Source organism: Agrobacterium sp. CG160-95, from assembly GCF_053521725.1.
Genome location: NZ_JBNWDU010000002.1, coordinates 145982 through 158512, shown reverse-complemented (window position 1 = coordinate 158512; position 12531 = coordinate 145982). Strand labels below are relative to the sequence as shown.

At 59.9% G+C, this 12531-nt stretch carries 7 protein-coding genes; 1 reads left to right on the top strand and 6 read right to left on the bottom strand.

Features of this window, described 5'->3' with window-relative positions:
* Nucleotides 1-2: 2 nt before the first annotated feature.
* Together ACQZ63_RS07385 and gltB are read right to left on the bottom strand one after the other, a co-directional pair.
* Entirely contained in the window at nt 3-161 is a 159-nt protein-coding gene (locus ACQZ63_RS07385; RefSeq protein WP_153793133.1) for a hypothetical protein, read from the bottom strand.
* A gap of 8 nt (nt 162-169) precedes the next feature.
* A complete protein-coding gene (gene gltB, locus ACQZ63_RS07380) occupies nt 170-4915 on the bottom strand; it encodes a glutamate synthase large subunit (RefSeq protein ID WP_038494278.1) in 4746 nt (1581 codons plus the stop codon).
* 371 nt (nt 4916-5286) lie between these two features.
* Between gltB and ACQZ63_RS07375 the strand changes: the two genes are divergently transcribed.
* Complete coding sequence (locus ACQZ63_RS07375) at nt 5287-6339, top strand: threonine aldolase family protein (RefSeq protein ID WP_019564929.1); 1053 nt, start codon at nt 5287-5289, stop codon at nt 6337-6339.
* Nucleotides 6340-6375: 36 nt separating this feature from the next.
* On the opposite strand, the gene ACQZ63_RS07370 is transcribed toward ACQZ63_RS07375, so the two are convergent.
* The 4 genes from ACQZ63_RS07370 to kdpB are packed head-to-tail and all read right to left on the bottom strand — an operon-like array spanning nt 6376 to nt 12503.
* Entirely contained in the window at nt 6376-7065 is a 690-nt protein-coding gene (locus ACQZ63_RS07370; protein ID WP_003511468.1) for a response regulator transcription factor, read from the bottom strand.
* 18 nt (nt 7066-7083) lie between these two features.
* A complete protein-coding gene (locus ACQZ63_RS07365; protein WP_111801848.1) occupies nt 7084-9786 on the bottom strand; it encodes a sensor histidine kinase in 2703 nt (900 codons plus the stop codon).
* Between the two features lie 54 nt (nt 9787-9840).
* The gene (gene kdpC, locus ACQZ63_RS07360; RefSeq protein ID WP_111801876.1) at nt 9841-10407 is read right to left on the bottom strand and encodes a potassium-transporting ATPase subunit KdpC; all 567 of its coding nucleotides are present in this window, start codon (nt 10405-10407) and stop codon (nt 9841-9843) included.
* Between the two features lie 11 nt (nt 10408-10418).
* Nucleotides 10419-12503, bottom strand: a complete 2085-nt coding sequence (kdpB, locus tag ACQZ63_RS07355) for a potassium-transporting ATPase subunit KdpB (protein ID WP_035199695.1) — start codon at nt 12501-12503, stop codon at nt 10419-10421.
* Nucleotides 12504-12531 lie beyond the last annotated feature (28 nt).

The window sequence follows — 12531 nt, the reverse complement described above, 5'->3', positions numbered from 1 at the left end:
CATCAAAGCGGAGCGCCTGTTGGGCCCCAGTACCAGTAAGCGAAACCGAAAGCCGCCCCCAATACGATGAATTCAAATCCGGTCTCGCCGCTTGTCCAATAGATCACCAAGGGAACGGCGACCGCGATCATCAGCGAGACCAGTTGGTGTAGTATCCTCACGCGGCGGATTATTCCGCCGCGACGCCCATGCGCATGCGCTCCATTTCCTCAAGCGCACGACGGTATTCGACCGGCATGACCTTGCGGAATTTCGGACGGAACTCGCTCCAGCGGTCGAGTATATCCTTGGCGCGTGCAGAATTGGTGTAGTGGAAGTGATTGGAAATCAGCTGGTAGAGCCGCTCCTCGTCGTGACGCGTCATATCCTCGGAGACGTCAACGCGTCCCTTGTGCATGAGGTCGCCACCGTGATGGTGCAGCTTCTCGAGCATGTCGTCCTCTTCCGGAACCGGCTCCAGCTCGACCATGGCCATGTTGCAGCGGGTGGCGAAATCGCCCTTCTCGTCGAGAACGTAAGCCACGCCACCGGACATGCCGGCCGCGAAGTTGCGGCCCGTCTCGCCGAGCACCACGACAATACCGCCCGTCATATATTCGCAACCGTGGTCGCCGACACCTTCGACAACCGCGACCGCGCCGGAGTTGCGCACTGCAAAGCGCTCACCCGCAACACCACGGAAATAGCACTCGCCGGTGATGGCGCCGTAAAGAACGGTGTTGCCGACAATGATCGAGTTTTCCGCGACGATACGGGTGTTTTCCGGCGGGCGCACGATGATGCGGCCACCCGAAAGACCCTTGCCGACATAGTCGTTGCCGTCACCCACCAGATCAAAGGTGATGCCGCGAGCGAGAAACGCGCCGAAGGACTGACCGGCCGTGCCGCGCAGCGTCACGTGGATCGTATCGTCCTTCAGACCCTTATGGCCCCAGCGCTTGGCAAGCGCGCCTGACAGCATGGCACCGGCGGAACGGTCGACGTTCTTGATCGGGACTTCGAAAACGACAGGCTCGCGGTTTTCCAGCGACGGTAGCGACTTCTCGATCAGCTTGCGGTCGAGAATATCATCGATCGGGTGCTTCTGACGCTCGGTCCAGAAGGTTGCCTCCTTGGGAGCCTCTACCTTGTGGAAGATGCGGCTGAAATCCAGACCCTTGGCCTTCCAGTGCGCCAGCATCTCATCCTTTTCGAGGAGTTCGGAAGCGCCGATGATCTCGTCCAGCTTGGTAACGCCAAGCGAGGCGAGGATTTCGCGCACTTCTTCAGCCACGAAGAAGAAGTAGTTGATGACGTGTTCCGGCGTGCCCTTGAAGCGCTTGCGCAGAACCGGGTCCTGCGTTGCGACGCCGACGGGGCAGGTGTTCAGATGGCACTTGCGCATCATGATGCAGCCCGCAGCAATCAGCGGCGCGGTGGCAAAGCCGAATTCATCCGCACCAAGCAGCGCGCCGATGATGACGTCGCGGCCGGTCTTCAGACCACCATCCACCTGCAGCGCGATGCGCGAACGAAGGCCGTTCAGCACCAGCGTCTGCTGCGTTTCGGCAAGGCCGATTTCCCAGGGCGAACCGGCATGCTTCAGCGACGTCAGCGGTGAAGCACCGGTGCCGCCATCGAAACCGGCGATGGTGATATGGTCGGCGCGCGCCTTGGCGACACCCGCCGCAACCGTGCCAACGCCCACTTCCGACACGAGCTTCACAGAAACATCTGCTTCCGGGTTGACGTTCTTCAGGTCGTAGATCAGCTGCGCCAGATCTTCGATGGAGTAGATATCGTGGTGTGGCGGCGGCGAAATGAGGCCGACGCCCGGCGTGGAGTGACGGGTCTTTGCAACCGTCGCATCCACCTTGTGGCCGGGCAGCTGGCCGCCTTCGCCGGGCTTGGCACCCTGCGCGACCTTGATCTGCAACATGTCGGCATTGACGAGATATTCCGTCGTCACACCAAAGCGGCCGGATGCGATCTGCTTGATGGCGGAACGCTCGGGGTTCGGCTTGCCGTTCAGAAGCGGCATGTAACGGTCGGATTCTTCGCCGCCTTCGCCGGTGTTGGACTTGCCGCCGATGCGGTTCATCGCAATCGCAAGCGTCGTATGTGCCTCGCGGCTGATCGAGCCGAAGGACATGGCGCCCGTCGAGAACCGCTTGACGATATCGACCGCCGGTTCGACGTCGTCGATGGAAACCGGCTTGCGGCCGAGCGCTTCCGCCGATTTGACCTTGAACAGGCCGCGAATGGTGTTCATGCGCAGCGCCGTCTCATTCACCATGGCGGCAAATTCACGGTAGCGCTCCTGGCTGTTGCCGCGCACGGCGTGTTGCAGCGAGGCGACGGCATCCGGCGTCCAGGCGTGGCTTTCGCCGCGCATGCGATAGGCATATTCGCCGCCGATATCGAGCGTGTTGGCAAGGATCGGATCCTTGCCGAAAGCCGCCGTGTGGCGCGTTACGGTTTCTTCGGCGATCTCGGTCAGACCCACGCCCTCGATGGAGGTGGCGGTACCGAAGAAATACTTCTCGACGAATTCCGACGACAGGCCGATGGCGTCGAAAATCTGCGCGCCGCAATAGGACTGGTAGGTGGAAATGCCCATCTTGGACATGACCTTGAGGATGCCCTTACCCACCGCCTTGATGTAGCGATAGACGACTTCGTCGTCCGACACTTCCTTCGGGAAGGCGCCGTGCTTGTGCATGTCGAGCAGCGTGTCGAAGGCGAGGTATGGGTTGATCGCCTCCGCGCCATAGCCAGCGAGCAGACAGAAATGATGGATTTCGCGCGGTTCGCCGGTTTCAACGACGAGGCCGACCGAGGTGCGCAGACCCTTGCGGATCAGGTGGTGATGCACGGCAGCCGTCGCCAGCAGCGCAGGGATCGCAATCCGGTCCGGGCCAAGCTGGCGGTCGGACAGAACGATGATGTTGTAACCACCGCGAACAGCGGATTCAGCTCGCTCGCACAGGCGGTCGAGCATGTCAGGCATGCCTTCGGCGCCGCGCTCCACATCATAGGTAAAGTCGAGCGTCTTGGTATCGAAACGGTCTTCGGTGTGGCCGATGGAGCGGATCTTTTCCAGATCGCCATTGGTGAGGATCGGCTGGCGCACTTCCAGACGCTTGGCACGGGCCGCGCCCTCGTGATCGAGAAGGTTCGGGCGTGGGCCAATGAACGAAACGAGGCTCATCACCAATTCTTCGCGGATCGGATCGATCGGCGGGTTGGTGACCTGCGCGAAGTTCTGCTTGAAATAGGTGTAAAGCAGCTTGGACTTGTCCGACATCGCCGAAATCGGCGTATCGGTACCCATCGAGCCGATGGCTTCCTGGCCCGTTGTTGCCATCGGCGACATCAGGAGCTTGGTATCTTCGCTGGTGTAACCGAAGGCCTGCTGGCGATCGAGCAACGACACGTCACGCCGCAGCGCCCGTGGCTCCACCGGCTTCAGATCCTCAAGAATGAGCTGGGTGCGGTCTAGCCAGGTGCGATAGGGGTGCTTGGCAGCAAGCTCGTGCTTCACGTCCTCGTCGGAAATGATCGAGCCCTTTTCCATGTCGATCAGCAGCATCTTGCCGGGCTGCAAACGCCACTTCTTGATGATGCGTTCTTCCGGAACCGGCAGCGTGCCGGCTTCCGACGCCATGATGACGCGGTCGTCGTCGGTGACGAGATAGCGCGCCGGGCGCAAACCGTTACGGTCGAGGGTTGCGCCAATCTGCTTGCCATCGGTGAAGGCAACGGCGGCCGGGCCGTCCCACGGCTCCATAAGCGCGGCATGATATTCGTAGAAAGCCTTGCGTTCAGCCGACATGGACAAGTTGCCCGACCAGGCTTCCGGGATCAGCATCATCACGGCATGGGCCATGGAGTAACCGCCGCGCACGAGGAATTCGAGCGCGTTGTCGAAGCAGGCGGTGTCCGACTGGCCTTCATAGGAAATCGGCCAGAGCTTGGAGATATCGTCACCGAACAGCGCCGACGAAACAGACGCCTGACGCGCCGCCATCCAGTTCACGTTGCCGCGCAGCGTGTTGATCTCGCCGTTATGGGCGACCATGCGATAGGGATGCGCGAGCTTCCAGGACGGGAAGGTGTTGGTGGAGAAACGCTGGTGCACCAGCGCAACCGCGGATTCGAAACGCGGGTCCGCCAGATCCTTGTAATAGGCCCCAACCTGATAGGCGAGGAACATGCCCTTGTAGACGATGGTGGAGGAGGACAGCGAGACGGGATAGAAATCCTGCGTTTCCTTGCCGCCGCCCTCGTCGTAGATGCGGTTGGAGAGAACCTTGCGGATCAGGAACAGCTTGCGCTCGAAGTCATGATTGGTCGCCGCATCGCGGCCGGCGCCGATGAAAACCTGAACATGGTGCGGTTCGGTGCCAGCGATATCGGGTGCCTTGGAAAGGGAAGAATTGTCGACTGGCACGTCGCGGAAGCCGAGGAACTGCTGTCCCTCCTCGCCGATCACGTCGACAATGACCTTCTTGTAGTGATCGATACGGGACGGATCGCGCGGCATGAAGATGTGGCCAACGGCATATTCGCCAGCTTTCGGCAGCGTCACACCCTGGCTCGCCATTTCCTCGCGGAAAAAGCGGTCGGGGATTTGCACGAGAATGCCCGCACCATCGCCCATCAGCGGATCAGCGCCGACAGCACCGCGATGCGTCAGGTTTTCAAGAATGAACAGGCCGTCCTTGACGATCTGGTGCGACTTCTGACCCTTCATATGGGCAACAAAGCCGACGCCGCAGGCATCGTGCTCATTGCGCGGATCGTAAAGACCCTGCTTTTCCGGCAGGCCGCCCGCGAAACGCCCCTTCGCAGAAACGGGTGCGGCCGCAGCCGCGGTGGGACAGTCTGTGGTCAGGGTTGCGGCGACGTTGTCTGCCTGCAGCTTGTTTGTCATTTTCGTCCCTCCTGCAAAATTACTTGCATGGTTTCATGCGAAGATCCGGCTCGACACGAATTTCGCTTTCCGAAAAATCCGCATTCAATCCGGCTCGACCAAATTTAGGACAGCAAAGCTGTCTCAATTCGAGAGAATTTTGGCAGAAACCCGCGGGTTTAGCAAGGGTGCGAATCCAATTAGTCGCAGTGCCGATTTGCAGCGAAGTTTCGATACTGACCCATTGCGCGAAACTTTCTTGTCACAAAACGCTTCGGGCCGTTGCTTTCATTGCCGGATTTGCCAACCGCGAGGTTAGGTCCTAGAACTTTGCGGATCATCGTCAACGCATTCCCAACACCAGCACAACAGCCATCGGAAAGCTTTCAGAGATGTTTTTTGCCTCAGACAACTGGGCCGGCGCCCACCCTGCCATCAACGAGCGCCTTTCGCGGGAATCCACCCGATTTGCGGCTGCCTATGGCACCAGCGCCCTCGACCTTTCCATAGAAAAGCGCTTCAATGAAATATTCGAACGCGAAGTGGCGGTGTTTTTCGTCGCCACAGGTACGGCGGCCAATTCTCTTTCGCTGGCAAGCATTGCCCGCCCCGGCGGCCTGACCTTCTGTCATTCCGAAGCCCATGTGATCGAGGATGAATGTGGAGCGCCGGATTTCTTCTCCGGCATGCGCATGGTTGCCGTCGAGGGACCGAACGGCAAAATGCTGCCGGAAAATCTGATCGAGCGCATTTCGCGCTATCCGCAGGACGCCGTTCATCACGGACGCGCCGCAGCGGTTACGATGACACAGGCAACCGAGGCCGGTACTGTCTATACGCTCGATGAAATCGACGCGATTGCCAAAATCGCCAAGGAGAACGGCCTGCCGCTGCATATGGACGGCGCGCGCTTTGCCAATGCGCTTGCCGCACTCGGCACCACGCCCGCCGAAATGACCTGGAAACGCGGCGTTGATGTGCTCTCTTTCGGTGGCACGAAAAACGGCTGCTGGTGCGCGGAAGCGATCGTGTTTTTCGACCCCGCGCTCGCCAAAGACTTCGCCTTCCTGCGCAAGCGCACCGCCCAGCTTTTTTCGAAGTCGCGCTTCATCGCCGCACAATTCGAAGCCTATCTGCAGGACGATCTCTGGTTGGGTCTCGCAAGCCACGCCAATGCCATGGCCAATCGGCTGCGGGCCGGCTTCGCCTCGCTTAACAGTGCCCGTCTGGCATGGCCAACCACTGCAAACGAGGTTTTCGCCATTCTGCCGAAAGCCGCCGCTGAAGCGGCAACGGAGAAAGGCGCGAAGTTCTACGACTGGCTGGTGCCCCGCGATATGCCGGAAAAGGTCGGAAAGGACGAGGTGCTGATCCGCATGGTCACCAGCTTCGCAACGACCGAGGCTGATGTCGACGAATTCCTGTCGATCTGCGCCGCCGTCTGACAAAACATTCGGGGGCGCCGTTTCTTAACGGCGCCCTCAAACCTCCTGCAGCCGGTAGCCGACACCAGTTTCCGTAAGGATATAGCGCGGCTGATCCGGAATTTTTTCGATCTTCTGGCGAAGCTGGCGTACGTAAACGCGCAAATATTGCACGTCGGTCAACTCGTCCCACACATGCTCCAGCAGGAAACGGTGCGTCAGCACCTTGCCCGCATGCTGGACCAGGACCCGCAGAATATCATATTCCTTGGGCGAGAGTTTCACCTCCCGGTCCTCCACCTTGACGATGCGTCTGACGAGATCGACCGAAAGATCGCCGGTATGAAACACCGGTCTCTCACCCTGGCTCTGAAGGCGATGGCGCAGGGCGACACGAATGCGGGCAACAAGCTCGTTCATGCCGAAAGGCTTGGTGATGTAATCGTCGGCACCCAGCTCCAGTGCCTTGACGATACCCGCCTCATCAGTGCGGCTGGAAAGAATGATGACGGGTAGGGAAAGTCCCTCGCCCCGCCATTTCTCCAGAAGCTCGTGTCCCGACATATCCGGAAGACCGAGATCAAGGACCACGAGATCGGGCTTGTCCTCGTTCATCAACTCCATCGCGACGCGGGCATTCATCGCCTCGCTGACCGCATAGTCCTGCGTCGAGAGACCGACCCGCAAAAGTTTGCGGATCGGCGGTTCATCGTCGACGATCAGAATGCGAACGGCGGAATTGGTCATTGCCGATCTCCTTCAGCCCTAGTCATGGTTCAGCACCGGCACTTCGGCGGGAACGGGCAGGCTTATGGTAAATTGCGCGCCCGTGCGACCTGATCTGTTTTCAGCGCGAATAGATCCACCCATGGCCTCGATAAACCCCTTGCAGATGGATAACCCGAGGCCGGTCCCGGCCTGCACATGGTCCGCCTTGCGCACACGGTAGAAACTGTCGAACACCCGCTCGGTATCATCAGGGGGAATACCCGGCCCCTCGTCGGCAACGCACAGGAAGACATGTCTGCCCTGCCGCCACCCGCGAATCTGGATTACGGTTTGTTCGGGCGCGTATTTGGCGGCATTGTCGATCAGATTGAACAGAACCTGCTCAAAAAGCACCGGATCGACCTTCAGCATCGGCAGATCGGAGGGAATGTCCAGAACGATCTCGTGCCTGACAACGATTTTCGCCGCGCGTGAAAGCGCTGTTCCGACCATATCGCCAACAAAATGCAATCCGTAATTCGGCTCCATCGCGCCCGAACCGATCCTCGTCATATCGAGCAGGTTGGAAATGAAGCGGTTCAGCCTTTCGGATTCCTCGACGATGGTTAGAAGCAGTTCGGTGCGCGCCTCGAGCGGAATGTCGTCGGCGAAATCCTTCAGCGTTCCGGCGGAACCCAGAATGGCGGCGAGCGGCGTTTTCAGGTCGTGGGAGATGGAGGTCAAAAGCGCGGTGCGCAGCCGGTCGGTTTCCGCCGCAAGCCTTGCCCGATCGACATCCGAAACCAGCTGGATGCGCTCGATGGCAAGTGCCGCCTGATCCGCCAGCGCATCGAAAAGCCGCTGCTGCTCAGGTGTGAAAAGCGGGCCAAGCCGGTCGTCGTCCAGCCCCACCACCCCGACGGCGCCGCTGCCGGTGCGCAGCGGCAAATAAAGGCGTTTGGCACCCGGGAGCGTATCGGCGCCCCGGCCTGCAGCCTTGTTGTGTTCCCAGGCCCAGTGTGCGGCCGCAATGTCCGCATCCACGAGCGTGTCATCGGGCGGATAGCCCGCCTTGACGGTGATCGAATTGTTTTCGGGCAGAAGCAGGACGACCCTGACTTTCAGCATCGATGCCATCTGGAACGCGGTTGCCCACAATACGTCATCCAGCGTGCCGGTAACCGCGAGTTTTTTGGAAAAAAGGTACAAATCTTCCGTGGTTCGCGCACGCATCCGTGCAGCTGCGGCCTGCCGCTGCACCGCCGCAGTCAGATTTGAGGCGACAAGCGCCACACCGAGATAGAACAGCAGCGCCACGACGCTTTCGGGATCGCGGACAGTCAGGGTATAACGCGGTTCAAGAAAGAAAAAATTGAACGCAAAGGCACCAAGCAGGGAAGCATAAAGGCCAGGCCCCAGCCCTCCGCGCACGGCTGCCGCAAAAACCGCCATCAGGAACACCAGCGCCAGATTTTGAACATCAAGGGCTTGGTCAAGCACGATGCCGGCCACGATTGCCAGTCCGACAAACAGGGTGCTGTTGAGATAGGGCAGTATCGAAAACCGCGATTGAGCCGTTGCCGGCTTCACGGTCTGGACCGGCTTCTCCGCGTTTTTGTCGCCGGAAATGACATGCACGCTGATATCGCCGGCATGGTCTATCAAATCATGCGTCAGCGAACGCTGCAGAATTCTCTGCCACCACGACCTTCTGGGACGGCCGATGATGATGTGGGTGAAGTTATTGGCGTTGGCATAGGATATGATTTCGTGCGTCAGGTCGAGCGCCGGCAGGGTTACGGTCTCGCCGCCCAACTGCTGCGCGAGCCGCATGGTGCCGGCCAGCCGATCCTTCTCTGCCTCCGACAATTGCTGAGAGCGAGGCGTGTCCAGATGCAGTGCCGTCCACGGCGCGCGCAGGCGATCGGCCTGCCTTCGGGCATAACGCACCAGACCGGGGCCGTTGCCGCCGTGGTCCAGACAGACCAGAACACGGTCTCCCGCAGCCCACGGCCCGGAGATGGCGTGCGACTGCATGTGGTTGAGCAATTGCTCGTCCACCCGCTGCGCTGTGCGCCGTAGCGCAAGCTCGCGCAGGGCCGTCAGATTGCCGCGCGAAAAATAGTTCTCGATGGCGCGCCGCGCGGTGCGGGGCATATAGACCTTGCCGTCCTGCAGGCGCTTGATCAGATCATCGGGGGTGATATCGATGATCTCAACATCGTCAGCCCGGTCGATGATGCTGTCCGGCACCGTTTCGCGCACGCGGATACGGGTGATCTGCGCCACCACATCGTTCAGGCTTTCCACATGCTGAATGTTCAATGTCGTATAGACATCGATGCCCTGCGCGAGAATTTCCTGAACATCCATATAGCGCTTGGGATGCCGGCTGCCGGCCGCATTGGTGTGGGCCAGCTCATCGACCAGAACCAGCGCCGGTCGACGGGCGAGAATGGCGTCGAGATCCATCTCGTTCAGCGACTGGCCGCGATAATCAATGTTCCGGCGCGCAATGATCTCGAAACCCTGCACAAGTGTTTCGGTTTCCTTGCGGCCATGCGTTTCCACGACACCGATAATGGTATCGACACCATCTGCGAGTTTTGCCCGGCCGGACATCAGCATTTCATAGGTCTTGCCGACACCGGGAGCTGCGCCCAGAAAAATCTTCAGCCGCCCTCGCGCCTCGCGCCGGGCGTTTTCAAGCAGCGCATCCGGCGATGGTCTGCTCGGCATATCACGATTATCGTCAGGCATTTAACCCACCAGTGGATAAGCTATGGCTTCCAAAGAAGCCATAGCCATTTCAGTTCATGAGCCGGCTGCGTCAAGAGCCATGTTGAGAGCCAGCACATTTACAACGGGCTCGCCCATGAAGCCCAATTCAGGCGCCTCCACATGGGCGTCGACGACGGCGCGCAGTGACGCTTCGTTCATGCCCCTTGCCTTGGCGACACGCGAGACCTGAAAATAGGCGGCCTCAGGCGACACATGCGGGTCGAGACCGCTGCCCGATGCCGTCACCAGATCAATGGGAACCTCGGCTGCCGAATTTTCGGCTTTAGCAGCCTCGTAGTCCTGCTTCACCCGGTCGATAAGCTTTGCGCTCGTCGGTCCCAGGTTGGAGCCGGAAGACGACGCGGCATTGTAGCCGTCGCCGGCAGCCGACGGCCTGCCGTGGAAATATTTCTCGCCGGTGAAGGCCTGCCCTATCAATTGCGACCCGACAACAGTCCCATTCTTCTCGATCAGACTGCCATTTGCCTGGAAGGGAAAGATAGCCTGTGCGAGGCCCGCCATTCCAAGAGGATAGGCAAGGCCGGTGATTGCGGTGGTGGCAAGGATCAGCACCAGTGCGGGACGTAGCTGTTTCAACATTTCCATACTCCTCAGGCGAGACCAAGCGCCGTAATGGCGAGGTCAATGGCCTTGATGCCGATGAAGGGCACGATGATGCCGCCCAGACCATAGATGACGAGATTGCGCGACAGCAGCGCCCCGGCACCGATCGGGCGGTATTTGACGCCCTTCAGCGAGAGCGGGATGAGCGCGATGATGATGAGCGCGTTGAAGATGATGGCAGACAAGATCGCACTTTGCGGTGTCGAAAGACCCATTACATTCAGCACGCCAAGCTGCGGATAGAAGGCCAGGAACATTGCCGGGATGATGGCGAAATATTTGGCGATGTCGTTGGCGATGGAGAATGTGGTGAGCGCGCCGCGCGTCATCAGCAATTGCTTGCCGATTTCGACGATTTCGATGAGCTTGGTCGGATCGCTGTCGAGATCGACCATGTTGCCAGCCTCGCGCGCTGCGACCGTGCCGGTGTTCATGGCGACACCCACATCGGCCTGCGCCAGTGCGGGCGCATCGTTCGTGCCGTCACCGCACATGGCGACGAGCTTGCCCTTGGCCTGTTCCTCGCGGATAAGCTCCAGCTTGTTTTCCGGGGTCGCCTGGGCGAGGAAATCGTCCACCCCTGCTTCCGCCGCGATGGCAGCGGCCGTCATGGGATTGTCGCCGGTGATCATCACCGTGCGGATGCCCATGCGGCGAAGTTCGGCGAAACGCTCGCGAATGCCGCCCTTGACGATATCCTTCAGCTGCACGACGCCGAGCAGCTTTCCGTCGCGCACGACGGCAAGCGGTGTGCCGCCTGTCTTGGCTATCTCTTCCGCGATCGTGCGGATGTCACGCGTTACATCCGTTTCTGTTTTAACGGCAAGCGCCGTATTGCCTTGCTGCGTAACACCGCCATCGACATAGGAAAGAACGGCATCGACAGCCCCCTTGCGAATGGAAGAGCCTTCAAAATCCACACCGCTCATGCGGGTCTGGGCGGTGAAGGGCACGAAAGTGGCGTGCAGTTTCTGCATGTCGCGGGCACGGATGCCGTATTTTTCCTTGGCGAGAACGACGATGGAACGGCCTTCCGGCGTTTCGTCGGCAAGCGATGCAAGCTGCGCCGCATCGGCCAGTTCCTGTTCGGAAACACCGGTGACGGGGCGGAATTCGGTTGCCTGGCGGTTGCCGAGCGTTATCGTGCCGGTCTTGTCGAGCAGCAGCGTGTCGACGTCGCCGGCGGCTTCCACCGCGCGGCCGGACATGGCAAGCACGTTGAAACGCACCAGCCTGTCCATGCCGGCAATGCCGATCGCCGACAAGAGAGCGCCGATGGTCGTCGGGATGAGCGTCACAAACAGCGCCACCAGCACGATGATCGGGATGGAGCCACCGGCATAGGCCGCAAAGCTCGGAATGGTCGCGGTGGCCAGAACGAAGATGAGCGTCATGCCCGCAAGCAGAATGTTGAGCGCGATTTCGTTCGGCGTCTTCTGGCGCTCGGCGCCTTCAACGAGCGAAATCATCCGGTCGAGGAAGGTGGAGCCGGCAGCAGCGGTGATGCGAACCCTTATCCAGTCCGACAGCACCTGCGTACCACCGGTGACAGCCGAGCGATCGCCGCCGGATTCGCGGATAACAGGGGCGGATTCGCCCGTTATTGCCGCTTCATTGACTGAGGCAACACCTTCGATGACTTCACCGTCGGACGGAATGATGTCGCCAGCCTCGACGAGAACGACATCGTTCACCTTGAGGCCAGCGCCGGCTACCATCGTATATTGGCTACGATCATCACCGGTCAGAAGTTTCGCCTGGGTTTCCGTGCGGGTTTTCCGCAGCGAATCCGCCTGCGCCTTGCCGCGCCCTTCGGCTACGGCCTCGGCGAAATTGGCGAAGAGAACGGTGAACCAAAGCCATAGATTGATCTGGAAGGAAAAGCCGAGATTTGCATTGCCGATGATGAGATCGCGAACGAACAGCACGGTAGTCAGCACCGATACCGTTGCCACGACAAACATGACCGGATTGCGCGCAAGCGTGCGCGGATTGAGCTTTTTGAATGCGTCGGCAATTGCCGGAACGAGAATGCGAGAATCAAGGATGCTCGCTTGTTTGGACTGGCTCATGAAGAGACTCCAGCGTTTGAAACAGGGC

Excerpts from the sequence above, each read along its gene's own strand:
- gltB (WP_038494278.1), bottom strand. The coding sequence starts at position 4,915 with ATGACAAACAAGCTGCAGGCAGACAACGTCGCCGCAACCCTGACCACA.
- ACQZ63_RS07375 (WP_019564929.1), top strand. The coding sequence starts at position 5,287 with ATGTTTTTTGCCTCAGACAACTGGGCCGGCGCCCACCCTGCCATCAAC.
- ACQZ63_RS07370 (WP_003511468.1), bottom strand. The coding sequence starts at position 7,065 with ATGACCAATTCCGCCGTTCGCATTCTGATCGTCGACGATGAACCGCCG.
- ACQZ63_RS07365 (WP_111801848.1), bottom strand. The coding sequence starts at position 9,786 with ATGCCTGACGATAATCGTGATATGCCGAGCAGACCATCGCCGGATGCG.
- kdpC (WP_111801876.1), bottom strand. The coding sequence starts at position 10,407 with ATGTTGAAACAGCTACGTCCCGCACTGGTGCTGATCCTTGCCACCACC.
- kdpB (WP_035199695.1), bottom strand. The coding sequence starts at position 12,503 with ATGAGCCAGTCCAAACAAGCGAGCATCCTTGATTCTCGCATTCTCGTT.